This window comes from Paenibacillus cineris (assembly GCF_018333335.1).
GTDB lineage: Bacteria > Bacillota > Bacilli > Paenibacillales > Paenibacillaceae > Paenibacillus_AQ > Paenibacillus_AQ favisporus.
In genome coordinates this window covers 1,416,936-1,441,998 of sequence record NZ_BORU01000001.1, presented here as the reverse complement: position 1 = coordinate 1,441,998, position 25,063 = coordinate 1,416,936, and the positions used below count along the sequence as shown (strand labels likewise).

Here is a 25,063-nt window from a genome sequence, read left to right as displayed (position 1 = left end):
TGGAAGTGACATCCTATGAATCGAGAAACGCTCAGGGAGAACCGCGTGCACGGACATCCTCTGTATCCCGTCAGCATCTACCCTAGAGTCGAGCAGCTCAACGGGCAGAGCATTCTGGACTGCCACTGGCATGATGAAATGGAGTTTATCGTTCTGCATCAAGGCAGCGCCGTCTTTCAGCTCGATATGACGTATGTGGAGGTCAGGGAAGGCGAAGCATTATTCGTCAACAGCGGGGAAATTCACTCCGGGATGCTGGCCTCGGAAGAACCGTGCATCTTTTCAGCGGTCGTGTTCAGCGCCGATCTGCTCAGCAGCCGGGACTTTGACATCATTCAGGAGAAATATATCGATCCCTTGATGAAAAAAAGCTTGATGCCGCGTCAGCACATCACCGGAAACTCGGGATGGGAAAAGGATATTTTGGAAGCGCTGCACCGGATTATCTGCGAAAACGAAGCCAAAGTGCCGGCTTACGAGCTGTCGACGAAAGCGCATCTGCTCCGGATCTTCGCCCTGCTGTCGGCCCAGGCGCCGCTGGGAGAAAACGGCAAAAGCCGCCCCACCGGAAGCCATGACAAGGTGGAGCGGCTGAAGACCGCGCTTCATTATATACATGATCATTACGCCGAGCCGCTTAAGCTCAAAGAGCTGGCGGGACAGATCAACATGAGCGAAGGGCATTTCTGCCGTTTTTTCAAACAGATGACCCAGAAGAGCCCGGTGGAATACGTCAACCATTACCGGGTGCTCAAGGCATGTAAGCTGCTGGAGAACACCGACAAAAAAATCGTCGAGGTCGCCATGGATGTCGGCTTTGACAACCTCAGCTACTTCATTACCGTCTTCAAGCATCATAAAGGCTGTACCCCGTCCAAATACCGCAAGCCGTTCGAGGAACAGGCTTACGTGCTGACGGAACCCGTGTGAACCCGCCGGATTTGCCGGGACTACCGGTCCACGCCTGACTCTAGGCCAAAACGTATTTATCTTCCGCCACATCCGTGATGAAGCGGCTGGGCTCGCCCAGGCTGTATACATGGAGCTGGTGCATCGCCCGGGTACAGGCCGTATAGAACAGCTTCCGTTCGGACTCCCGGCTGTATTCGCCTTCCGACGCGTCATAGATGATGACCGCATCAAACTCGACCCCTTTTGCCAAGTAGGATGGAATGACCAGCGTCCCGTTCGCGAAGGAAGGGGTCGTTTTCGTGATCTTTTTCAGCGGCAGGCGGTTCTTCAGCGCTTCGTAGACCGACTCGGACTCCTCCGCCGTTTTGCAGATGATGGCCGTGTGCTCATAGCCTTTGGCGTTCAGCTCCATAATGTCCGTGACGATCCGGTCATGAAGCTCTTCCCGGTCCTGCTGAATCCGTACGAGTGGCTTCTCCCCGTTCCGGTTAAACGGCACGATCGCTTCCCCGCCCGGCATCATGCTCCGGGTAAAATCCACGATCTCATACGTCGAACGGTAGCTGCGGGTCAGCGAAATGACCTCCGTCTCTTCCGGGCCGTACAGCTCCTGCAGAGAGGCTAGACTGCCGCCGAGAACCCCGGTGTGCGGGTAGATTCCCTGGTTCAGGTCGCCCAGCGCCGTCATGCGCGCCCGCGGGAACAGCCGCTTGAGGTATTCCAGCTGGAACGGTGAATAATCCTGAACTTCGTCGATGAACACGTGCCGGATCATGCTGTTAACCTGAAAGCCTTTCATCAGCTCCTGCATGTACAGATATGGCGTCGCATCCTCGTAGGACAGCCTTCCCTCCATGAGATCCTGAACCGTCTGGGCGCCGATCTCATGATACCGCTCCGGCAAATCGCCTGTACCGCTGACCCGGGCAAACAGCTCCTCATTGACGAACAGCTCTCGGTACAGCGCCTTGACGTCGACGAACCGCTTGCGCTTGATCCATTTGCGGACCGGCTTCAGCCACTCGTTGACGATCATTTTGGCCAGCAAATTCCGTTCGCGCTCGTGATCGTCGAAGGTGTCTTTCTTGGACGCAAGCTTTCTGCGGACATGGGTGTACGCCTTTTGGTATTCCTCCGCGCTGAGCAGCTCAATCTGGTCATCGACCCAAGCCGCCTTCCGCTCCTGCTTTGCAAAAGCGGCAAGCTCCTTCTGCAGCCACTCCCGCATCAGCTCGATCCGGTTGGCCAGGCGGACCGCAGGGTCATAGCTGTAAAATTTCTCTTTCATCGCTTCAGCCGAAACGATAAGATGCCCCTTGAAGCGGATCGGCTTAAAGATCATGCCGTCATGCTCCAGATAATCCTTGTAGCTGCGGATGATATTCAGGAACGCCGGCGAGGCCTTGAAGGCGATCGACGCCTTTTTATTCTCCAGCCACTCCCCTTCCTCCGCATTCAGAATCGACTCCATTTGCGAAAACACGTCTTCCAGGTCGAATTCCTTGCTGAGCCGGTGTTCCAGGTACGCCTGGAACGTCGTCTGCATCATGTTCTCCTCGCCCAGCTCCGGCAGGACGGTGGAGACATAGCTGTTAAACAGCGGGTTGGGGGAAAACAGAAGCACCTGGTCGGCCTTCAGAATTTCCCTGTATTTATAGAGCAGATAGGCGACGCGCTGCAGAGCTGCAGACGTCTTGCCGCTCCCGGCCGCCCCCTGCACGACCAGCATCCGGCTCTTGTCGTTGCGGATCACGGCGTTCTGCTCCTTCTGAATCGTCGCCACGATGCTTTTCATCTGGCTGTCGGAGCTGTGGCTGAGCACCTGCTGCAGCAGCTCGTCGCCGATTGTGACGCCGGTGTCGAACATGACGTCGATCCGGCCGTCCTTAATGACGAACTGACGCTTCAGTTCCATCGTCCCTTCAATTTCGCCGCCAGGTGTCAGGTAGGAAGCCTGCCCGGGTGCGCCGTCGTAGTACAGGCTGGAGACGGGAGCCCGCCAGTCGTACACGAGGAAGGTCTCCTGGTCATCATCCAGGAACGAAGCGATGCCAAGGTAAATCTGTTCCGTCTGCTTCTGTCCCTTTTCCGTAAAATCAATCCGGCCGAAATACGGCGATTTCTCCAGCAGCCGCAGCTTCTTCAAGGATTCAAAAGCCTGCAGATGGCTGCGCTCGCGCTCCGACAGCACCTGGGACTGCTGCCGCAAGCTGGTCGAGGTCTCTCCGAGGTCGTCGGCGCTGCTGAAGTTGACGCGGACCTCATCCCAGAAATCCTTTCTCAGCTCCACGACATCTTCCCGGACCGTTCCGACCTCCGCTTCAAGCGCTTTTTTGCGGCGGGCAATTTTGCCGGTGACCTGAGTAACCCGGTCCTGCTCCTGCTGCCAGTCCTGATCGTTTAAATCCATGCCGATATCCATCCCCTTTTTAATGTTTGACAAACCCATCCCAATGTGATAAAATCCGTATAGGATTATTATTTTTATTTGTTTCGTTTTAGAGTCACAAGTTCTATATTACCAACTTTTAAATTGTAAATCAATGCAGGATAAGGGGAGCCGAAGGCTCCCCTTTTTGGCGTACCTCGTCCTTCCAGGAGGGCTGTGGCATCGCCCCGATTTTCTTCGTGACTCAACCTGTATCTTATTATAATTCGCGGACGGCCCGTCCGTTTCCTTTTACTTTACCCAATCTTTGCCTCACCAAAAAAGACCGGCGGGGCATATATGGCGCCCGCCGGTTCGGATGTTGTCCGCCCTCTTCAAATTCCTTGCTTAGCTCCGGAACAGCGGCACGATCTCAATGCCATCCGCCGAAATTCGGACCAGCCCTTTATCCGACAGCCGCAGCTCCGGAATGACGACCAGCGCCAGAAGCGACAGCGTCATGAACGCGTTGTTCAGCAGGCAGCCGGACTGAATCAGCGCCTGGCTGATCGCTTCGGACTGGCTCGCGACCGTTTCAAACGGCTGATCGGACATCAGGCCGCCGACCGGCAGCGGGAACTCCGTCCGGCCCGTGCGCGTGAGCATCACGACGCCGCCCTGCATCTCGGCCACGCGGTTTCCCGCCTGCGCCATCAGCCGGTCATCATTGCCGATGACCGTTACGTTATGGCTGTCATGGGCCACGGTCATTGCGATAGCTGCCGGTTCTTCAAAGCCGATCCCCGCCACGATGCCGAGCGCATGGCCTCCGCCTTGACCGTGGCGTTCAAATACCGCCATTTTGCAGAGGCCGCTCTCCGGCGTAACGCGAAGCGCCGAATTATCCACCGGCACGTTCACCCACGTTTCCTTCGTCTCCACATGATTCTCCACGACCCCAATCGCCCGGACCTCAACCGTTCCGTCCGTCTGCGGCGCGGCGATGACCAAATCCCGTTCTTCAATCGGATGCCCCAATTTGACGGTGCCGTACGCCTCTGGCGGTATGGCATATGGCTCCCACTCGGCGGTCATGCGGCCTTCCTCCGCCACAACCTGTCCGGCCGCGATCGTCATCGTGACGTTCACGTCGGCCAAATTCCCGTCCAGCAAAATGATATCCGCGCAGAGCCCGGGAGCGATCGCTCCGATATCCCTGGCCACTCCGAACCGTTCTGCCGTATTGATCGTGGCCATCTGGAAGGCCGTTACCGGCTTGACGCCCTGCGCAATGGCGTGGCGGACGACAAAATTCATATGCCCTTCGTTCATCAGCGACTCAGAGCTACGGTCGTCCGTGACCAGAATCATGCGCCGGGTATCCAGGCCGCCTTCGGTATGCGCCTTGATGGTGGCCGCAACGTCATGCCAGGCCGAGCCCTGCCGCATCTTGGCGTACATGCCGAGCCGGACGCGCTCGATGACATCCTCCGCGCTCACGCATTCATGGTCTCCATCAATGCCGCTTGCTGCATACACCGGAAGCCTCCAATCCCCGGAACTCCATGTAAAATGGCCGTCCGCGTATTTCCCGGCCCGCAGCGTCGCCTCGATCTCCCCGATCATTTTGTCGTCGCCGTATACGACGCCGGGAAAGTTCATCACTTCGCCCAATCCGATCATATCCGGCCCCCAGCTGAGCGCTTCCGCCACTTCTTCAGGACCGATGTAAGCCCCGGTGGTTTCCAGCCCGGGGTGGGTCGACGGCACGCAGGATGCGACCTGCATATAGGCGGCCAGAGGTGTCGTTCTGGCTTCCTCCAGCATGAAGCGAAGGCCCGGCAGTCCGAGGACGTTCGAAATTTCATGCGCATCGAAAAACCCGCCGGTCGTGCCCAGCGGAAGCACCGCTCTGGCGAATTCGGTTGCCGTAAGCTGCGTGCTCTCAATATGACAATGTCCGTCCAGCAGTCCGGGCGCTGCATATTTGCCTCCGGCATCAATGACAACGGTCCCTTCGCCGATGGTATGGCTCACGTCCTTGCCGACATAAGCGATCCGCGGCCCCTGTACCGCAATGGACATCTCCGGCACGATTTCGCCTGACAAGACGTTGACCAGTCTCACGTTCAGGATGACGAGGCTTGCTTTGCGGTCCCCGCGGGCGGTGGCGACCAAATCCCGGACACAGTCGGCCATCGGGAGTCTTTTCCAAGTGTTGTTGTGCATTGTAAACCCTCCAGTCTCTCTATCTCTCGATTGATGTCTGTAACTTTATCCATGCTGCCGGACGGCATTAGGTTAGTCATATTATATATCCGAACAGGGACGAAAACTTTACATTTCTTAAGATTTTCTTGTAGGGCAATTAAAGTTTGATGGTTAGACTGGTAAAAGAATGAAAGGTATTCAAAACGGATAAACGAGGTATGGTGCCATGAAATCAAAGCAAAAGCAAAAAAGAAAACTGATTGCGCTGGCGCTGCTGTCGAGCTTGACGGTGGCCGCGGCCGTCAGCCTGATCCGGTTTCCTATGATTACGATCAAGGCGCAGGCAGCCGTTCTTATGGATGCGGAGAGCGGAAAGGTATATTATGAGCATAACGGGTCTCAATCACTCCCCCCGGCCAGCATGTCCAAAATGATGACGGAGCTGCTCGTGCTGGACAGCATTCATCAGGGGCGAAGCTCCTGGGATGAGCCCGTCACCGCCAGCCGGTATGCCGCGAACGTGACGGGTTCCGAGATCGGACTCCGCGAAGGCGAGACGCTGACGCTGCGCCAGCTGTTTGAAGCGATGGTCGTGCACTCCGCCAACGATGCGGCGGTGGCCATTTCCGAACATATCGGCGGCAGCGAGAAAGAATTCGTCAAACGGATGAACGCCAGGGCCAAGGACATCGGCCTGTCCCCCCAAGCCGTTTTCGCCAATGCGACTGGACTGACCTCAAGCGATCTGCGGCAGTTCAAGTCGGCGTCTTCGCGGGGAGAGACGATGCTGAGCGCGCAGGATGTGGCCAAACTGGCAAAGTGCCTCATTGATTCCTACCCCGAAATTTTAAATATTACGCAGAAGGCCGATGTCAGCATCCCCGAGAAGCGAATTACGCTGCATACGACCAACGCGATGCTCCCCGGCGAGCCTTACGCCTATCCCGGCAACGACGGCTTCAAAACCGGGTATACGGAGCGGGCCGGGTACTGCTTTACCGGAACGACCGAAAAGGACGGCAAGCGGGTCATTGCCGTTGTTATGGGAGCGCCCGACACCGAGACCCGGTTCCAGGACGCCGCGGCCATGTTCGATTACGCCTTTGAGCATGCGGACAATCCTGCCCGCAGCTGGCTGACCCGAACGGTCCGCTCCGTCTCGAACTTATAGACAAGCACTGATGGAGGTTTATGCATGCGCAACATTATGGTCGTCGACGACGACAAGGAAATCGCCAATCTGATTTCGATTTATTTGCAAAATGAAGGTTTTCACGTCATCTGCGCCTATCATGGCGAGGAGGCGCTCCAGCTGCTGAACGAGCATCCGGTCGACCTCATCGTGCTGGACGTGATGATGCCCAAACTGAACGGCCTTGAGGTGTGCCGCCAGGTTCGGGAGAACGAGTCGACCATTCCGATTCTGATGCTCAGCGCCAAGACCGAGGATATGGACAAAATTCTCGGCCTGATGACGGGTGCCGACGATTATATGATCAAGCCGTTTAATCCGCTGGAACTGACCGTGAGGGTCAAAACGCTCCTCCGGCGTTCTTTTCAATATAATGAACCGAAAGAACAGACGGATTCCACCCTTCGGATTCACGATGTGGAGATCAACCGGACTTCCCATAAGGTGACCGCCCGCGGGACCGACGTACAGCTCACCGGCCGTGAATTCGATATTCTCCACCTGCTCGCCTCCCATCCGGGAAGAGTGTTCAGCGCCGAGGAAATTTTCCAGCGGGTCTGGAAGGAAAAGTATTACGTCTCCAACAATACGGTCATGGTTCACATCAGCAACCTCCGGGACAAGCTGGAGAAAGAACTGGGCTACAAGCTGATCCAAACCATGTGGGGAGTTGGTTATAAAATCGATGCGTAGCATATTTAACAAGCTGCAGTGGAAAATCGTCACGTTATTTTTCCTCAGCGTCGCCCTGACGTTCGCTACGCTGGTGATCGTCAAGCCGATTCTGCAGGCGGTGTACGACAATCATTTCAAAGCGCTGTATCCCTTTGTGGAAGCGATCATCCGGGTTAACCGGATTTTTGGGTTTTCCGTGTGGCAGGCCGTCGTCGTCATTATGCTGTTCATTTTTTACTGCATGATTCTAAGCTGGGGCACGACCCGGAATTTGACCAATATCATCCGCGGAGTTCAGCGCATGTCTTCCGGCAATACGGATGTCCAGATTCCGGTTCGCTCCAAGGATGAGCTCGGGCTGCTCGCCGGGCAGATCAACGCGCTGGTCTCCCAGCTGGAAGCCTCCAGGGAGGAGGAGCGTCTGGCGACCCAGGCCAAAAACGATCTGATCACCAACGTTTCCCACGATCTCCGCACGCCCCTGACGTCGATCATCGGCTATCTCCGGCTGATCGAGGAAGACAAATACAAGGACGAGGTGGAGCTGCGGTACTATGTCAATATCGCCTATGAAAAATCCAAACGGATGAATCGGCTCGTGAACGATCTGTTTGACTATACCCGGATGGGCTTCGGCCAAATTCCGCTGCACCGCACCCCTATCGATCTCGTGCAGCTGATCGGTCAGCTGACCGCGGAATTTTCGCTCCAACTGCGCAACCAGGACATGGAGATCGTCTTCTCGCCGCCGCAGGAGAAGCTGATGATCCAGGCCGATGGCGACAAGATCATGCAGGCGTTTGAGAACCTCATTACCAATGCGATGCGCTATGGTAATGACGGGAAGCAGATCCGGCTCGAGGCCAAGAAGTCGGAGCAGGAGGCCGAGGTCCGGGTCATCAACTACGGACCGCCGATCCCGCCGATGGACCTCCCTTATATTTTCGAACGCTTCTACCGCGTCGAGAAATCGCGTTCCCTGGACACCGGCGGCGCCGGTTTGGGGCTGGCCATCGTCAAGAGCATCATCGAGCTTCATGACGGACAGATTTATGCTTCGAGCAACACGGCGGAAACGGCGTTTATCGTGAAGCTGCCGCTGATCGATCTGAAGGCTTAGCAACTGAAAACCCCGGTCAACTGCTTCTCTGCCGCAGATGACCGGGGTTTATGCATTTCTTTATTTTTTAATCCACGATGCCCAAAATCCGGATTCATCGTCATCGGTTTTGTGATAATGCTCGACCAATCGGTTAAGCCGCTCCAGCTGATACCCGTAATCGTACATCGTGGCCCCCACGATGGATAAGCGCAGCCTGCCTTCGGGCTCCTCGATAGCCAGGCTCAGCACGCCCTGGATAAACGCGGTGTTTTCCTGGTCCAGCTGTGAAGCCTCCAGGCAGTTCGGCTTGAGCTTCTCCTCGAATTTGAGCAGGATGTGCTCGTGAAACTTGATCAGCCGCTCCAGCTGTTCGTCAAAGATCCGGTCGGTGCCGGCTTCCCGGTCCGACTGGAAATAATGCTCCTCCACCGCGTCCAGCACTTCGCGCCCTTTCCGCAGAGCATTCAGCATCTGCTTATAGACGACCAGCAGCCGGGTCTGGCTGAAGGAGGCCCGCTTCATCTTCTTCTGCTCCTCTTCAAACAGCTGATATTTGCTCGACAGCGATTTGATGGCATCCTCCAGCTCACGCTTTTTGTCACGGAACACATTTTCCTTGATTTCGTCCGAAATGGCCGTCCGCATAAGCAGCGACATCCGGTCGAACGTATTTTGGATCTGCCCGATAAACTGCTGCTTGGGCTTCGGCGGAAACAGTAAAATATTAATCAAAAAGGCCGAAACGATGCCGATCAAGCTGAGTGAAAACCGGGTCAGCGCAAACTGCCATTGCCCGGAGGCCTCCATCACGGCAATGACCGTAACCAGCGTCAGGCCGATCGTATCGCCCATCTTCAGCTTAAGGCATATCATGATGACCAGGATGCACACCAGGCCGACCGCAATCGGCTCGTTCGAGAACACCTGGCCTGCCAGCAGTGCCAGTACGGCTCCCAGTGTATTGGTCTGGAGCTGGTCCAGAAAGTACCGCCATGAGCGATAAATCGACGGCTGCATGGCAAAGATGGCCGCCACAGCCGCCATCACCGGCGAAGACAAGTTAAGCCAGATGCTGATATATAAAGCGAGGGTAACCGCGATTCCCGTCTTTAACATCCTCGCGCCAAAAGTCACGCTCACCCCTCCTAATTCCATCGTTGTATAGATTGAACTAACGTTTTCTTTTTTCTATATAGTACATATTGTATCGTCTTCCCGAATTAATTACCCGGTGAAGCCCTTTGTGATACCAAACCAAATATTACAGCCAGGGCCGAGGGCCTGCATCTTTGAATATACATGTATGTTTTTCCAAATCAGGCGCATAATAGGACAGAAAAAATAAGCATGACCCAATTCAACCAAGAGGTGAACTGACATGAATCCAATCAAAAATGCGCTGCTGGCCGGTACGCTGGCCTGCATCGTGTTCGCCGGATCCCACGGCATCGCTTTCGCCGACCCGGCGCCGGTTACTCCCCAAACGGACGACTCCCCATCTGCCCATATAGCTACGCCGGATCAGGACCGGAAGGAGAACGGCCATCACATCCGCCATGGACATCACGGCCGCAAGTACATTCTGCTTAAAGACGCTGCGGATCTGCTCGGCATGAGCGTCCAGGATCTCAGCAAGGAATGGAAGCAGGGCAAAACGCTGCAGCAGATCGCCAAGGAGAAAAAAGGCTGGAGCGGCGACGAGCTCGTCAAGAGGATGACAGCCGTCCAAAGCTCCAAAATCGATGCCGCCGTCAAAGCCGGCAAAATGACCCAGGAGCGTGCCGATCAGCTCAAGCAGAAGCTGCCCGCTTCCTTGAAGCGGTTTACCGAACGGACGTACCGCCCGCACTCGGACCGCACTCAGCCGGGTTCCTATTCGCACATCTAACGCAAGGATATCCGCACAATAAAATCCTAACATCAACCGTTAGGATTTTTTGTGCGGTATTTTTTTGTTCTTCTTGGCGGCTCCAGCGGGTTCATCTTTCGGCCCGTTGACCGGCACCTCGAGCAGATCCAGCAGGAACATGAACACCGGCACGCCGAGAATAAGCCCCCACACCCCGAAGAAGTGCTCGGAGATGATCAATACAGCAAACGTATAAAATATCGGCAGATGCGTTTTATCCGACATAAACTTTGGATTCATGACGTACGCCTCGAACGCGTGCAGGACGGCCACCATGATCAGGACGTAAACGACCTTCATCACTCCGCCGATGCTGAACGCGATGGCACACAGCGGCACCAGTGAGACGATCACCCCCATGACCGGCACGAGGCCGAGCAGGAAGATCATCAGCCCGAGGGCGAACAGGTTGGGAAATCCGAGGATCCACAGAAACAGCGTGGAAGCCGCTGCGTTAATAATGGAAATCAAAAACTGGACCTCGATCACTTTTCCGAAAGAAAACGTAAATTTTTTCCCGAAGTAAGCTAATTCATCATAAAAGTAGGCGAATTTGCTGCTTCTGAACTTATCCGTGAAATGGGTCACTTTCTCTTTCTCCAGCATAAAGAACAAGCTCATGATGATCGCGATGGCAAAATTGATGCCGAACTTGCCGATGTTGGAGATCGTTCCGGTCAGCAGGTTGTAGCCCTGCTTGACGTACTGCGAAATATCAATCTTATGGATGTATTCCAGCACGTAGTCCATGACTTTATTGTCGGTAAGCTCCAGCGGCTTGCTGTAAAACGAAATAACCTGGTTGATCAGCACGTTCAGTTCACCCAGCAGCTTCGGAGCATATTGATAGGTTCCGATCGACAGGGCTCCAAGAAAGACGGCATAAATGATTAGTACGGCGATCTTCTTGCTGATTCCCATTCGGTTCGTAAACCGCCGGGTGAGCGACGAATGAATCCGGTTCACCAGGTACGTAATGATGAAGGTAATCAGAATGAGGTTCATCATGCTCCGGAAGACATACAAAAACAGCACGAGCAAAATGAGGACCATCACTTTTTTAACGGCAGGCAGTTGAATAAAATCTCTTAGCGACGTCATCGGACCGAAGCCATACACCCTTTCCTTTAAAAGATCTTTATGCAATCATATTACGCGAGCGAGGCGTTTTCATGCAAGTTTCTGCCGCCTGATGTACGGTTTTCATTTCCTGGCGCCTATGGCCTCGGCTTCCAGTACTTTTCAAAGATATAAATGGACAGCATCAGCCACGTTGCGCTCGCCAAATACCCGCCGAAGACGTCGCTCGGATAATGCACCCCGAGATAGATCCGGCTGATCCCGATCAGCAGCGTCAGGGCCACCCCGATAACGATCATCGCAATTCTTCCGGCCAGCGCGGGAATATGCCTCCACAGCAAGTAGGTCAGCGTCCCGTACAGGGCGAACGCAGCCATCGAGTGCCCGCTCGGAAAGCTGAATCCGCTGATTTCGATCAGCCGGTGCATGGTGGGGCGCTGCCGCTGCATCCAATTTTTGATGATGATATTCCAAATTTCCGATCCTCCCACGGACAAGAGAAACATCAGCAGCTCCTTGCGGTGCCGCAAAACCAGCCACAGAAACAGGAACGCGATCACGCTCAGCAGCGTCGCTACAAGCGATGACCCAAGAAAGGTGAAGCCCTTCATGATCCGGGTCAACCCCTCATTCTCCATCCCCTGAACTGCATCGATGATCGATTGGTCAAACCAGGCGATCCGGTCCGCTCCGACCAGGACCATCATGATCACGAACAGCACGCCCAGTACCAGGCTCATAACTAACAGCTTATTCAGCCGTCCTTGATTTGCTCTCATATCTATATGTACTCCTCTCTCTACAAACCCCCGCTTCTGCCATGCGGTATGACTTTAATATTATCCATGAAGACCCGTCCTTTGTCACGCTTATCCGGAAGCAGAATTTGCCAGCTGCAGCATAAGCAAAAAGCACCGGCAAAGCCGGTGCTTAAGGCAAAACGTTATTGGACTGGAGCGGTATGGCCTGATGTGGGGGATCAATTAAAGAATTAGAATCCTTTATATTGAGGCTCCTCGTTTTCAAGCTGTTGTACCCGGCTTTCCACCTGCTGCACGATTTGCTGGGTTTGCTGTGCAGCTTGAGTGAACAGGTTTTTGGCTTCCTGGTTTTGCGTGCCGAGAGCAAACGTCTCCAAGCTCGCTTGGGCGCTTTTCAGGGATGCAAGTGTCGTTTTGACTTGGGATGCAACGGTCATTGTTACTTTCACCTCCTTTACAGGATAAGTACGAAACATAATCTAACCTGCCTGAATTCAAAAAATTCATAAAACGAGAAGATGCTGCAAATAATTTTGTTATCCGCGATTAAAGCAAAGATCTGGAATGGAGGAATTTATAGATATGCCGGATTGGATAGAGGTTATCGTTCGGACTTTGGCTTCTGTGGTCTTTCTGTTTGCCTTGACCCGTCTTTTGGGCAAAAGACAAATCTCCCAGCTGTCCTTCTTCGAGTACATTACGGGGATCACGATCGGTGACCTGGCGGCCTCCATCTCGCTTGATTTGAAAGCCACCTGGTACCTTGGCGTCATTTCCCTCGCCGTGTGGGTAGCCGTTTCGCTCATGATTGAATTTTTGCAGTTAAAGAGCAAGAAAGCCCGGGATTTCATTGACAGCACCAGTACCGTGCTGATCAAGGACGGCAAGATCATGGAGGACAATCTGAAGAAGGAGCGGCTGACGAACGAAGAGCTTATGGAGCAACTCCGCGGGAAAAACGCCTTTAAAACGGCGGAGGTCGAGTTTGCGATCATGGAGCCGAACGGACAGATCAACGTGCTGATGAAAAAAGAAAATCAACCGCTGACCCCCACCCATCTCGGCATCAAGGTCGGGCCGGAGAGCGAGCCGCAGACGGTCATTCTGGACGGCAAAATCATGGACGAGCCGCTGGCTACAAGGGGCCTGAACCGGCGCTGGATCCATACCGAGCTCGAAAAGCTGGGCGTATCGCTGGACAACGTCTTTATCGGGCAGGTGGATGCGTACGGACAGCTGTACGTCGACCTCTTCGACGATCAGATCAAGGTTCCCGAGCCGCAGCAGAAAGCGATGCTGTATGCAGATCTCAAAAAATGCCAGGCGGACCTGGAGATGTACGGACTTTCGACCAAAAACGAGCAGAACAAGGCGATGTACGAGCAGGTGTCCGCCCAGCTGGAGCAGGTTATCTCGGACGTCAAGCCATTATTAACCCGTTAGGAGTGAAGCATCATGGTCAGCAAAAAGAAAAAGAAACTGACGCCTGTCCAGCAGGAATACCAGGAATTGGCCAAAAAGCGCGAGCCCAGCAAGTTTACGTTCAAAAATTTATACAGGGCCTTTCTCGTCGGCGGCCTCATCTGCCTGCTCGGGCAGGCGGTGCAGCAGATGTTTATCCATTGGTGGGGCTTTGAGGAAAAGGCGGCCTCGAGTCCGACCGTAGGCGTCATGATCATCATCTCCGTCATTCTCACCAGCTTGGGGGTATATGACAAAATTGCCCAGTGGGCGGGCGCTGGAACCGCCGTCCCGGTCACCGGCTTCGCCAACGCCATGGCTTCGGCGGCGATCGAGTACCGCCGGGAAGGGCTCGTGCTCGGCATCGGCGGCAGCATCTTCAAGGTTGCCGGACCCGTCATCGTGTTCGGTTCGGTCGCAGCCTTTTGCGTCGGCATCGCCTACATCATTTTTGATCCTAATATTGTAGGGGGGTAAGGATTCATATGCTGAAAGGCCATCAAAGCTGGGTGTTCGAGAACAAGCCTTCCATCAAGTCGAAAGCGGCGATCGTCGGCCCGTTTGAGGGTCAGGGTCCGCTGGCCGACGACTTCGATATCATCCACGGCGACATGTATTTGGGACAGGACAGCTGGGAGAAAGCCGAAAAGGCTTTAATGGAGGAAGCGGCCAAAATGGCGGTGCAGCACGCCGGACTGACCGAGGGGCAAATCCAGTTTTTTCTCGCCGGCGACCTGATGAACCAGATTATCAGCAGCAGCTTTTCCGCGAGAACGCTGGCCATTCCATATCTCGGCCTGTTCGGCGCATGCTCCACGTCGATGGAGAGCCTCGCGCTGGCCTCTTATATCGTCAACTCGGGCGGGGCAAAATACGTGCTCTCCGGAACGTGCAGCCATAATGCCAGCGTGGAGAAGCAGTTCCGGTATCCGACCGAGTACGGCTCCCAAAAGCCCCCCACGGCTCAGTTTACGGTGACCGGGGCCGGCGCGGTCGTCCTGTCGCAGGACGGGGACGGGCCATACGTCACTTCCGCCACGATCGGCCGGGTGGTCGACATGGGCATCAGCGACCCGTTCAATATGGGCGCGGCGATGGCGCCGGCAGCGGTAGACACAATGGAAGCGCATTTCCGCGACCTGCAGATCGAGCCGGGTTACTACGACCTGATCGTTACCGGCGACCTGTCCAAGGTCGGGTATCAAATCGCCAACGATCTGCTGAAGAAGCATAACATTCCGATTCATCAGACGACCTATTCGGACTGCGGCATGATGATTTACGATTACGGTAAGCAGAATGTTCAGGCCGGGGCCAGCGGCTGCGGCTGCTCGGCGGTCGTGACGTACGGCCACCTGCTGAACCGGATGCAGCGCGGCGAGCTGAACCGCATCCTCGTCGTGGCGACAGGTGCCCTGCTCTCCCCCCTCTCCTATCAGCAGAAGGAGAGCATTCCTTGTATTGCGCACGCTGTATCAATTGAACGGCAAAGATAAGGCATATAGCTATGGCCGCTCCCGGGGCATTTCCGTCCGGAGCGGTCTTTTATTTGGCCACATCGTCTGCTTCCTGATTAAAACCGCCGCAAACAGCCGAATCTTAAAACAGGATTAAAAAAAATCTGTCACAATTTATGTCTTCTTAAGGATTATTTACGGCAAATCTGGTAAAGTGAACCCATAAGCGTTTTGCATATATTAAAGGAGGACAAGATTTAATGACAGACAAAGAAAGAGAATCGTTAAACAACGAAGAGCTGAACAATACCGAAACAACGGGGGAATCATCTGAACGGACCAGCAAACCGGCAGCCCCTTCCGAGAGCGGCGCACCGGTCCTCAGCGAAATGAAACGCGACGGCGAGACGCCGGCGAAGCCGAATAAAGAGAAGACGCCTGCTCCCAAAGCGTCTGCTGCGGCGTCCGGTCCTGCTCCGAAAGCATGGTCCGGCGGAACTGGCAAGGTATGGATGGCCGTATCGCTCGTGCTTGCCGTCATTCTCGTCATTGTGCTGATCAAGCCTCCTTTTAATTCGGGTAGCAACCCGACGGTAGCGACGGTCAACGGCACGGACATTAAAAAGGACAAGCTCTATGACGCACTGGTGGACGCTGGCGGCAAACAGACGCTGGACAGCCTCATTACGGAAGAGCTGGTCAACCAGGAAGCCAGCAAAAAAGGCATTAAAGTAACCGATGCCGACGTCACTAAGGAAATGGACGATATCAAGAAGGGCTTCAGCAGCGACGAGGAATTCCAGATGGCTCTGCAGCAGTCGGGCATGTCGGTGGAAGACCTGAAGAAGCAAATGAACATGCAGGTGCAAATCCGCAAGCTGCTCGAACCGGAAGTCAAAGTGACCGACGACGATATCAAGAAATATTTTGATGAAAATAAAGCATCCTTCAACACGCCGGAAGAAGTCAAAGCTTCCCACATTCTGGTGAAGACGAAGGAAGAAGCCGAAGGCATCCTGACGCAGCTCAAGGGAGGCGCCGATTTCGCCACGCTGGCAAAAGAGAAATCGATCGACCCAGGCTCCAAGGACAACGGCGGCGACCTAGGCTTCTTTGCCAAAGGTGTGATGGAAGCACCGTTTGAAGAAGCGGCGTTCAAGCTGCAAAAGGGCGAAATGAGCGGCATCGTGCAGTCCAGCAACGGCTACCATATCATCAAGGTTACCGACCGCAAAGCGGCTCATACGGCTACGCTTGACGAGAAGAAGGCTGACATCAAGGAAACGCTGATCACGCAAGGCATTTCTTCCAAAGCGTCGACCTGGATTGCCGACCTCAAATCTAAAGCCAAAATCACCAACTCGCTGGACGATTCGACTAACGCGGCAACCGATACGGCTGCAGGCGCAGGCGCAGCCGATACAGCGGCAAATACAACGAAATAACAGCTTTGTTAGTGAAGAAGCCCGAGGATCATCACCTCGGGCTTCTTCTTTGTCTTTGATTGGCGGCTTGCATGAGATCTTGGCCGGAGCTCTGCCTGGTGCATTTCCCGGATGTTGGGGCAGTGCACCGAGCGTTTTAGGCAGCTCCTCCGGTTAGAGCCGGAGCGATACATATTTGACCTCGAGGTATTCCTCGATGCCGAAATGGCCGCCTTCCCGTCCGAGTCCGCTCTGCTTAAACCCGCCAAACGGAGCCTGCGCCGTGGAAGGCAGCGGATCGTTTACGCCGACGATTCCGTATTCGAGTGCTTCGGCGGCGTACAGCGCCTCCTGGATCCGCTCCGTGAAGACGTAAGCGGCCAGCCCGTAAGGACTGCGGTTGGCCCGCTGCACGGCTTCCTCCAGCGTACGGAAGGTCGTAATCGGAGCAAGCGGTCCGAATGTTTCGTGTACCATGCATTCCATGTCGTCGGTCGCCTGTTCAATCACGGTTGGCTGCACGAAGTGTCCGCCGGAATGCTGCAGCACCTCGCCGCCCGTCACGATGATCCCGCCCTTAGCTTTGGCGTCCTCAATTTGACGAAGCACTTTGTCCACCGCTTTGGCATTGATGAGCGGACCGATATCCACGCCTTCTTCCATGCCGTTGCCTACCTGAAGCGCGGCCGTCCGTTCCGCCGCTCTGCGGGTGAACTCGCCGGCGATCCGCTCATCCACATACACCCGGTTGGTGCAGACGCAGGTCTGGCCGCCGTTGCGGAACTTGGACTTGATCAGCCCATCCACCGCTTTGTCCAGATCCGCCGCGGCGGTCACGATAAACGGGGCGTGTCCGCCAAGCTCCAAGGAAATCTTCTTGACGGTTTCGGCTGCTCCCTTCATCAGCTCCTTGCCTACGGCGGTCGAGCCGGTGAAGGAAATTTTGCGCACCCGCTCGTCCTGCTGCCAGCGGCCGGCGATCGCTGCCGCCTCGCCGGTCACCACGTTGATCACGCCGGCCGGAAGTCCGGCCTGGTGTGCGAGCTCTGCGAGCTTCAAGGCCGTATACGGCGTCTCCTCGGACGGCTTGATCACGACGGTGCAGCCGGCGGCCAGCGCCGGCGCAACCTTGCGGGTAATCATCGACGCCGGGAAGTTCCATGGCGTGATCGCCGCCACGACGCCGACCGGCTGCTTCTGCACCCAGATCCGCTGCGAAGCGGACGAGGCCGGTATGCTCTGCCCATAGACGCGCTTGCCCTCCTCCGCGTACCAGGAAATAAAGCTGTTCGCGTAGCCGATTTCCCCGGCGGCTTCCTTCAGCGGCTTGCCCTGCTCCGTCGTCATAATCCGGGCGAGCTCGTCCGTATGTTCGCCGATCAGTCCGTGCCATTTCATCAGCAGCGCCCCCCGCTCGTCCGCCGTCAGCGCGGACCATGCCGGGAACGCTTCATAAGCCGCATCCGCGGCTTCGCCAGCCTCTTTCGCTCCGCCGTTCGGTACGGTGCCGATCACGTCACCGGTGGCCGGGTTCAGGACGTCGAGGTGCTCCGCGGCATCCTTCCAGGCCCCATTTATATACATTTGGTTGATAAACATAAATGATTCCTCCCTGCTCCTAAATTCACCTCTACTTATTCATTATACCCCCGAATGGAAGGTTCACGCGAAAAGCCGGCTTTGGTTTGGGGCTTGAAGTGCCTGCTCGGCAGGTGTGAGGCGTTTACTCGTAGCGCAGTGTTTGGCGGTTGTGAGGACGCTCCGCGCTCGAATCCTTCCTCCAATCGCTGTTGCCCCCGAATATCCTTGAATCTATTTCAATGGTGGATATTCGGGGACAAAGGCGACCGCTTCGCTTTTTCGGAATGGCTTCGATCTCTCCGCTGCTGCGTGCGTCCGCATAACTTAAAAGCAACAAAAAACCTCCCTCAAGAAGACGGAAGCTCAATTTGCCGTCTTCTTATGGGAGGTACCTCAGCCATTTCGTATTCTATTAGGAATATTATCGACAAGCAGGATATATAAACTCAGACCGCCCCGTGCCAGTTTCAACCCTCGCCTCTTTTTCTCGAGCCCTCACGAATTCCGCAGAATCTTCCGGCCAAGACTGACCGTCAGCAGCAGCATGCTCAGGCCGACGACGATCTGCACGCCATAGATCCGGGTCCATTCCGGCCAGTGGCCGATGAGCTCGTAAAGATTGCCACCGATCAGTGGGCCAAAGAATGCTGCGACACCCGTAATCGCCGCGTACATCGCCATATACATCGGACGCTCCGCCTTCGGCGTGTCGCCGATCATGAAATTGAACGCCAGCTGGTTGAATCCGCCGACACCGATGCCAAAAATCATGTGTGCCGCAATCAGCACAGGCAGCATCGGCAGCACCGACAGCAGCCCCCAGCATAGGCAGGATAATGCGATGATCGGCAGCGTCCAGAACAGCAGCCTGCGGTTGCTGTGTCGAACGTTCAGATTACCCCACACATAGAAGCTGGCCATCATGGACACCGTTTGCAGCACGTTCAGCAGCGACAGCGTCTTGTAGTTGATGTGCAGCATTTCCAGCATGACGTACGAATACAGCGGCACAACCAGGTTTTGCAAAAACAGGAATCCGGCCAGGAAGAGCGTCGCCTTCAGAAAAGAAGCGTCGCGCAGCGGTTTTTTCAGCATCGGGATAAAACGCTTCTCCGAGGACCGCTCAAACGGAATGTCCGGATAGAAGAAGAACACGGCGATATTGGCCACAATGCAGACCCAAACGATGATATAGAGCAGCAGAAATCCCTTTCCGCCCGGCTCATGATCGAGGATGACTCCACCCCCGTACATCACCAGCGTTCCGAGCGCATTCAGAATCGTGTTCCGGATGCCGAAGTACCGTCCTCTGACTTTGGGGTGGACCATATCGCTGATAAGCGAGTTCCACAGGATGCCCCCCAGCGTATTGAACATGAAGGCCACCGTGTACAATACGATAAACGCGGGCACCCAGTAAGGCTTCGGGACAATAAACGGCACGAGACCGGTGCTCCCCCATATGACCCGGTGCACGGCTACGAACAGCACCAGCGTCCACTTCCGGCTGCGCAGCCTCTGGATCAGATACGCGGCAAAAATTTGGACGATATTGACAAAAGTCGTGATCGCCAGCACGAATCCAATCTCACCTGAGCTTGCGCCAAGGTACAGCAGATAACCGGTCAAAAACTGCCCGCCGAGCAGGGTCATAAACATCACGGCCGGGATGCCTTCCAGGCTGGCTACCCTCAGGTTTCTGCGCTGCATGGAAGTCTTGCGGCGGTGCTGCGGCCGCGTCTTGAATGATATCATCGGGTACTCTCCTCCGGTGCCTTCAAACCGAATCATTTTGTTGTTTTCACTTCGTCTTTGCTCCCATTCTACTCGGAAGGAAGGGCAAGTCAATATGCGCCAGACCGCCTCTGATTACAAAAATAATTGTGGGAAATCACGTGGTAAAAGAGGCAAGAAAGCGTTATAGTGGAATGTCATGACGCTGCATGCGCATGGCAGCAGACAAGGATGTATCCGCCTCCGGCCGAAAACTTTTCCTTGTACCGCCAACCTATTTTTGGTATGATGGAAATCCTTCTCACTCACCCGCCTTGACTGAAGTTGACGGTTCTCGTCGCCACAAAACTTATCGGAGGTGTGTAATGCTTTATTTCTCACTTGCTTCAAAAGCGTATGCGCGCAACCTGCAGTACCGCGGGGCCCATATGCTGCACAACGTTGCAAGCGCCCTGTTCGGCTACCTGTATGCCTGCATCTGGATCGGCATCGGCCAGGACAGGCCGCTCGGCGAATACGGCGTGCACGGGATGATCGGCTACATCGCTTTTACCCAGGCGTCGCTGTGGATTTCGGGATTTACGACCAATGGGCTAGGCATTCCCCAATCGGTCAGGACAGGCCAGATCTCGCTGGATCTGATGCGCCCGGTTCATCTGTTCGTTCATTTGATGTGCCGGGAATGGGGTCAAATCGCGTACCAGTTTGTGTACAAGTCCGTTCCGATCTACCTGCTGTACGTCCTCGTATTCTCCCTGTCGCTTCCGCAGCAAGTCACCACCCTGCTTCTGGCACTGGCCGGTTTGGCCGCGGCCGCCTATTTATCGATCTGCATGAATTACATCATCGGGGCTACGGCCTTGTGGACCACGGAATCCAGCTGGCTGTATTGGATGAACCATGCCCTGATCAACCTGCTGGCAGGCTTCTTCATTCCGGTGGAATGGCTGCCGCGCTGGCTGCAAACGGTTTCCTGGATTTCTCCCTATCCTTACCTGCTTTACGTACCGACCCGGATTTACCTCGGGTTTGAGGATGCCTCCCGGCTGCTGGGCTCTCTCGTATGGTGCGTACTGATGACGCTGGCTTGTCTTGGCGTAACGGCGGTCGTTCGCCGCAAGGTGGAGGTGCAGGGCGGATGAACATTCGGTATTGGCTTCATCTGTATTTCGTATTGATCCGCTCCAGCATCCGCAGCGGGATGCAGTATAAGATGAACTTTCTGCTTGGGATGTTTCTGGCCGCCGGGATCCAGATCGCCGAGTTTCTCATGATTGCCATCGTGCTGAACAAGTTCGGCGCCGTGAAAGGCTGGTCGCTCTATGAAGTCGGCTACCTGTTTGCCGTCATGACGCTGTCCAAGGCGCTGTACCGCAGCTTTGCCAATGATGTTCATCATCTCGAGAACTACCTGACGTCAGGCGACCTGGATCAGCTCCTGACCCGGCCGGTCCCCGTTCTGCTTGCCCTGATGTCGCAAAACTTCCGGATGATGCCGGGGGAACTGCTTCAGGGCGGGTTTATTCTGACCTGGGCGCTGCACGGGATGATGCAGGCCGGGCAAATTACCTGGATTGCGGTTCCCTTCACGTTTCTGGTGATCCTTACGGGAGCAGCCATCCTGTTCTCCATCGGTCTCGCCACCGCTACTGCCGGGTTCTGGCTGACCCGAATCAATGAGCTGCAGACCCTGACGGAGGACGCCTCCCAGACCGCGGTCCGTTACCCGCTGGTCTTGTATCCTGTCTGGCTCCGGTCCATCCTGCTCGTCGTCATTCCCGTCGGTTTTGTCAATTATGTACCTTCGCTGTTTATTCTGCGCGGGGAGCTGGGCGCCTGGGTCCTGCTTGGCATCGTCCTGGTGGCGGCAGTCTGCCTCTTCGCCAGCATGAAATTGTGGACATTCGGCATGTCCCGTTACCAAAGTACCGGAAGCTAGAAAGGAGAAGATCGATATGGGAATCATGACAGAAGCAGCCGTACGAACGGAGTTGGAACGGTCGGCGGATAAGGATCGGCCCCAGCCGATGATTGAAGCCAGGGGGCTGCACAAGCAGTTTAAAACGCCTGTGGTCAAGGAGGGGAGCTTCGCGGGCATCCGCACCTTGTTTACACGGGAATACCGCGTCAAGGAAGCGGTTAAAGATATCAGCTTTACGATCAACCAGGGGGATTTTATCGGCTATATCGGGCCGAACGGTGCGGGCAAATCGACGACGATCAAAATGCTGACCGGCATTCTCCATCCGTCATCCGGGGAAGTCCGCATCGCCGGGGTCGATCCGCATCGGCACAGGCGACGCGTCGTCAGCCGCCTTGGCGTCGTCTTCGGGCAGCGAAGCCAGCTGTGGTGGGATCTGCCGGTCAAAGACTCATACGAAATATTGGCCCATATGTACAAAGTTGGGGACAAGGAGCGGGACCTGCGTCTCGGACAGCTGTCCGAGCTGCTCGGCCTGGGGGAATTTTGGACGACGCCGGTGCGCAAGCTGTCCCTAGGACAGCGGATGCGGGCCGACATCGCAGCCTCGATGCTGCATGATCCGGACGTCCTGTTCATGGATGAGCCGACGATCGGCCTCGATGTCACCGCCAAACGCAGCATCCGCGATTTTCTGAAGACGCTGAATACCGAGTTCGGCAAGACGATCCTGCTGACCACCCATGACATGGACGACATCGAGCAGCTCTGCGAGCGCGTCATGGTGATCAACCACGGGCAGCTCAGCTATGACGGGACGATTGATGAACTTCGGGAGAAAATCGGTCTTCCGACGACGATCCGGGTAACTTTCGCTGGAGCTTGGTCCATCCCGCTACCGCCAGGAGAGGGCCTCCAGCTCCCGCTGGAAGTTCGCCTCCCCACCGGGGAAGCGTTCCGCGTCGTCGAGACCGGACCCGATTACGTCCGGGTTGAAGCGAACCGCCAGCAGATCCGTGCGGTGGACATTCTGCGCGAGATGTCCGCATGGGGCGAAGCAGCCGACATCCATACGGAAGAGCCGGCGTTCGAGGATGTGATCCATAAAGTTTACTGAGGACAATTCACGAGACAAGTGTTATTAAGGCATGCGCCTAATCAAGCCGGTCCCCAAAATAGGGGCCGGCTTGATTAGTTATAGCGGCAATTCCTGATATACATCTCGGCTGGCGTTACCCCCCATCTCCCCCCGGCTCACGAAATCATGGAGGAAAATGATTTTGCCACACCGTCCCTGCCGCATCAGCTCAAACGCCTCTTCATAGCGGTCCAGGGTGAATGTATGGGTCACCAGGCGCTCCAAATGCAGCGCCCCGCTGTCCAGTAGACCCTTCAGCTGATACCATGTCTGATACATGCGCCGTCCTGTTATACCTTCCAGCCGAAGGCCTTTGAAAATAATTTGGCCCATATCGAGCGGCACCTCACGGGTCGGAATGCCGAGCAGCGATATCCTGCCCGCATGGGCTGCGGCGATCATACTTTCCCGGATTGCTTCCGGATGTCCGGACATTTCCAGCACGACCTCTGCCCCCTCGCCTGCGGTATGATTCCGGATTGCTTCGGACAGCTTCACCACAGAGCTGTCAATTACAACATCGGCTCCCATCTGGCGGGCCATGTCGAGCCGGTATGGGTTCACGTCAACCGCAATGACCCTGCTCGCGCCGCAAGCTTTGGCTACCGCAATCGACATGAGGCCGATGAGTCCGGCGCCGATCACTGCCACCGATTTGCCAACGATATCCCCGGAGAGGACGGTTTGAACCGCGTTGCCAAGCGGATCCTGAAGGCAAGCCAGTTCAAAGGGGAGATCCAGACGGTTATGGATCACATTGTCCGCCTTTACCAAGGCGTATTCGGCGAAGCAACCCGGTGCGGTAATGCCGAAGCTGCGTGTATTGAGGCAAACATGGGAATTGCCCGTCCGGCAGGGGCGGCATTTCCCGCACACCATGTGACCCTCAGCCGATACGTGATCCCCGATGCTGACATCTGTTACCGCGCTTCCGATCTCCACCACGATGCCGGCAAATTCATGTCCAAACACGTAGCCGGCTGTAACGGATTTTTGCGCCCATGCATCCCAGTTATATATATGTACGTCTGTACCGCAGATCGAACTGGTCATCACTTTGACCAGTACCTCATCGGGGCCAACGGCAGGAACCGGAACCTCTTTCAACACGGCTCCCGGTCCGCGGTTTTCTTTTACTAGTCCAATCATTGTTTTATGCACGAGTGCTCCCACCTTCATTTACGCCGACTAGGCGGAATATCTGAAACTTAACGCTGATGTTTGCTTCGGAAAATCACATATAAACTGGCTTGACGCTGCCCTGGGCCACTTTAATCAAGTAACTGCCATAAGCGTTGTTCATTCCTGTACCAAGCGACATCAGCTGCTCGCTGTTTATATAACCCCTGCTGAACGAAATCTCCTCCAGACACGCAACCTTCAGGCTCTGTCTCTTCTCGATGGCTTCAATATATTGGGAAGCCTCCAGCAGCGACTCATGCGTGCCCGAATCGAACCACGAGAACCCCCTTCCCAAAATTTCAACGTTCAGTTGATCCCGGTTCAAATAAGCACGGTTGACATCGGTGATTTCCAACTCCCCTCTCGCCGAAGGGGTGATCCTTTTGGCGATATCCACGACCTCCCGGTCATAGAAGTACAGGCCGGTCACCGCATAATGCGACTTCGGAAACTGTGGCTTCTCCTCGATGGAAACAGCCCTGCCCCCTTCGTTGAACTCAACGACACCAAAACGGCCCGGGTCCTGGACATAATAGCCGAAGATCGTCGCTCCCTCCTCGCGGTTCCCGGCTTGCTCCAACATCTCTGTAAGTCCATGTCCATAAAATAAATTATCGCCGAGGATGAGGGCTACCCGGTCCGCGCCAATGAAGTCCTCGCCGATAATAAAGGATTCGGCCAGTCCATTCGGCTTCTCCTGTACCGCATAGGTCAGTCGAATCCCCAGCTGTTCTCCCGTTCCGAGCAGTTCCTCGAAACGCGGCGTATCCTTCGGTGTCGAAATAATCAGAATTTCCCGTATACCGGCTAACATCAGCACGGATAGTGGGTAATAAATCATCGGCTTGTCATAGACCGGTAGCAACTGCTTGGAGATGATCCGGGTCAGCGGATAAAGCCGGGTGCCGTTGCCTCCTGCCAAAATAATTCCCTTCAAGCGACAAACATCCCCTCT

General features: G+C 55.3%; 22 protein-coding genes. 12 read left to right on the top strand and 10 right to left on the bottom strand.

From position 1 onward, the window contains the following. The first annotated feature begins 15 nt into the window (after nucleotides 1-15). On the top strand, nucleotides 16-930 hold the full coding sequence (locus KI379_RS06960) for an AraC family transcriptional regulator (protein ID WP_212983161.1): 915 nt from the start codon (nucleotides 16-18) through the stop codon (nucleotides 928-930). A 40-nt stretch (nucleotides 931-970) separates the two neighbouring features. On the opposite strand, the gene helD is transcribed toward KI379_RS06960, so the two are convergent. Next, nucleotides 971-3,322: an RNA polymerase recycling motor HelD gene (helD, locus tag KI379_RS06955; protein WP_212983160.1), complete on the bottom strand. Its 2,352-nt coding sequence runs from the start codon at nucleotides 3,320-3,322 to the stop codon at nucleotides 971-973. Nucleotides 3,323-3,688: 366 nt separating this feature from the next. Next, on the bottom strand, nucleotides 3,689-5,509 hold the full coding sequence (locus KI379_RS06950; protein WP_212983159.1) for an adenine deaminase: 1,821 nt from the start codon (nucleotides 5,507-5,509) through the stop codon (nucleotides 3,689-3,691). A 208-nt stretch (nucleotides 5,510-5,717) separates the two neighbouring features. Between KI379_RS06950 and KI379_RS06945 the strand changes: the two genes are divergently transcribed. Genes KI379_RS06945 through KI379_RS06935 form a run of 3 tightly spaced genes read left to right on the top strand, consistent with a single transcriptional unit; the run spans nucleotide 5,718 to nucleotide 8,478 of the window. Beyond that, the gene (locus KI379_RS06945; protein WP_076168448.1) at nucleotides 5,718-6,662 is read left to right on the top strand and encodes a D-alanyl-D-alanine carboxypeptidase family protein; all 945 of its coding nucleotides are present in this window, start codon (nucleotides 5,718-5,720) and stop codon (nucleotides 6,660-6,662) included. Nucleotides 6,663-6,686: 24 nt separating this feature from the next. After that, complete coding sequence (locus tag KI379_RS06940; RefSeq protein ID WP_076168451.1) at nucleotides 6,687-7,376, top strand: response regulator transcription factor; 690 nt, start codon at nucleotides 6,687-6,689, stop codon at nucleotides 7,374-7,376. Further along, nucleotides 7,369-8,478, top strand: coding sequence for a sensor histidine kinase (locus KI379_RS06935; RefSeq protein ID WP_076168453.1), 1,110 nt, complete (start codon nucleotides 7,369-7,371; stop codon nucleotides 8,476-8,478). Before KI379_RS06940 ends, KI379_RS06935 begins: the two co-directional genes overlap by 8 nt. A 60-nt stretch (nucleotides 8,479-8,538) precedes the next feature. On the opposite strand, the gene KI379_RS06930 is transcribed toward KI379_RS06935, so the two are convergent. After that, the gene (locus KI379_RS06930) at nucleotides 8,539-9,594 is read right to left on the bottom strand and encodes an aromatic acid exporter family protein (RefSeq protein ID WP_076168456.1); all 1,056 of its coding nucleotides are present in this window, start codon (nucleotides 9,592-9,594) and stop codon (nucleotides 8,539-8,541) included. Between the two features lie 244 nt (nucleotides 9,595-9,838). On the opposite strand from KI379_RS06930, the gene KI379_RS06925 reads away from it, so the two are divergent. After that, nucleotides 9,839-10,348: a hypothetical protein gene (locus KI379_RS06925; protein WP_076168458.1), complete on the top strand. Its 510-nt coding sequence runs from the start codon at nucleotides 9,839-9,841 to the stop codon at nucleotides 10,346-10,348. A 39-nt stretch (nucleotides 10,349-10,387) separates the two neighbouring features. Here the strand turns inward: KI379_RS06925 and KI379_RS06920 are convergent, their stop codons facing one another. From KI379_RS06920 to KI379_RS06910, 3 genes are all read right to left on the bottom strand, one after another. Further along, on the bottom strand, nucleotides 10,388-11,470 hold the full coding sequence (locus KI379_RS06920; protein ID WP_076169571.1) for an AI-2E family transporter: 1,083 nt from the start codon (nucleotides 11,468-11,470) through the stop codon (nucleotides 10,388-10,390). A gap of 116 nt (nucleotides 11,471-11,586) precedes the next feature. Continuing rightward, the gene (locus tag KI379_RS06915) at nucleotides 11,587-12,228 is read right to left on the bottom strand and encodes a phosphatase PAP2 family protein (protein ID WP_244879213.1); all 642 of its coding nucleotides are present in this window, start codon (nucleotides 12,226-12,228) and stop codon (nucleotides 11,587-11,589) included. A 212-nt stretch (nucleotides 12,229-12,440) separates the two neighbouring features. Then, nucleotides 12,441-12,647 carry a DUF1657 domain-containing protein gene (locus KI379_RS06910; RefSeq protein WP_094593650.1) on the bottom strand — a complete coding sequence of 69 codons (207 nt, stop codon included), beginning with the start codon at nucleotides 12,645-12,647 and terminating at the stop codon, nucleotides 12,441-12,443. A 145-nt stretch (nucleotides 12,648-12,792) separates the two neighbouring features. On the opposite strand from KI379_RS06910, the gene KI379_RS06905 reads away from it, so the two are divergent. From KI379_RS06905 to KI379_RS06890, 4 genes are all read left to right on the top strand, one after another. Continuing rightward, complete coding sequence (locus tag KI379_RS06905) at nucleotides 12,793-13,653, top strand: DUF421 domain-containing protein (RefSeq protein WP_076168465.1); 861 nt, start codon at nucleotides 12,793-12,795, stop codon at nucleotides 13,651-13,653. 12 nt (nucleotides 13,654-13,665) lie between these two features. Beyond that, nucleotides 13,666-14,148, top strand: coding sequence for a stage V sporulation protein AC (gene spoVAC / locus KI379_RS06900; protein ID WP_076168467.1), 483 nt, complete (start codon nucleotides 13,666-13,668; stop codon nucleotides 14,146-14,148). Between the two features lie 8 nt (nucleotides 14,149-14,156). Continuing rightward, nucleotides 14,157-15,167, top strand: a complete 1,011-nt coding sequence (spoVAD, locus tag KI379_RS06895) for a stage V sporulation protein AD (RefSeq protein ID WP_089546472.1) — start codon at nucleotides 14,157-14,159, stop codon at nucleotides 15,165-15,167. 221 nt (nucleotides 15,168-15,388) lie between these two features. Next, nucleotides 15,389-16,573 carry a foldase protein PrsA gene (locus KI379_RS06890; RefSeq protein ID WP_212983158.1) on the top strand — a complete coding sequence of 395 codons (1,185 nt, stop codon included), beginning with the start codon at nucleotides 15,389-15,391 and terminating at the stop codon, nucleotides 16,571-16,573. Nucleotides 16,574-16,726: 153 nt separating this feature from the next. Here KI379_RS06890 and KI379_RS06885 read toward each other — a convergent pair whose 3' ends face one another. Both KI379_RS06885 and KI379_RS06880 read right to left on the bottom strand, forming a co-directional pair. Beyond that, nucleotides 16,727-18,151: an NAD-dependent succinate-semialdehyde dehydrogenase gene (locus KI379_RS06885; protein ID WP_212983157.1), complete on the bottom strand. Its 1,425-nt coding sequence runs from the start codon at nucleotides 18,149-18,151 to the stop codon at nucleotides 16,727-16,729. A 477-nt stretch (nucleotides 18,152-18,628) separates the two neighbouring features. Then, the gene (locus KI379_RS06880) at nucleotides 18,629-19,888 is read right to left on the bottom strand and encodes an MFS transporter (RefSeq protein WP_212983156.1); all 1,260 of its coding nucleotides are present in this window, start codon (nucleotides 19,886-19,888) and stop codon (nucleotides 18,629-18,631) included. Nucleotides 19,889-20,232: 344 nt separating this feature from the next. On the opposite strand from KI379_RS06880, the gene KI379_RS06875 reads away from it, so the two are divergent. The 3 genes from KI379_RS06875 to KI379_RS06865 all read left to right on the top strand — a co-directional run bounded on the left by KI379_RS06875 (nucleotide 20,233) and on the right by KI379_RS06865 (nucleotide 22,905). After that, nucleotides 20,233-21,009, top strand: coding sequence for an ABC transporter permease (locus KI379_RS06875; RefSeq protein WP_089546469.1), 777 nt, complete (start codon nucleotides 20,233-20,235; stop codon nucleotides 21,007-21,009). Next, nucleotides 21,006-21,806 carry an ABC transporter permease gene (locus tag KI379_RS06870; RefSeq protein ID WP_212983155.1) on the top strand — a complete coding sequence of 267 codons (801 nt, stop codon included), beginning with the start codon at nucleotides 21,006-21,008 and terminating at the stop codon, nucleotides 21,804-21,806. Before KI379_RS06875 ends, KI379_RS06870 begins: the two co-directional genes overlap by 4 nt. Nucleotides 21,807-21,894: 88 nt before the next feature. After that, complete coding sequence (locus KI379_RS06865; RefSeq protein ID WP_076169572.1) at nucleotides 21,895-22,905, top strand: ABC transporter ATP-binding protein; 1,011 nt, start codon at nucleotides 21,895-21,897, stop codon at nucleotides 22,903-22,905. A 78-nt stretch (nucleotides 22,906-22,983) separates the two neighbouring features. Here KI379_RS06865 and tdh read toward each other — a convergent pair whose 3' ends face one another. Continuing rightward, nucleotides 22,984-24,087, bottom strand: coding sequence for an L-threonine 3-dehydrogenase (tdh, locus tag KI379_RS06860; protein ID WP_089546467.1), 1,104 nt, complete (start codon nucleotides 24,085-24,087; stop codon nucleotides 22,984-22,986). 73 nt (nucleotides 24,088-24,160) lie between these two features. Further along, entirely contained in the window at nucleotides 24,161-25,045 is an 885-nt protein-coding gene (gene rfbA, locus KI379_RS06855; protein WP_089546466.1) for a glucose-1-phosphate thymidylyltransferase RfbA, read from the bottom strand. Nucleotides 25,046-25,063 lie beyond the last annotated feature (18 nt).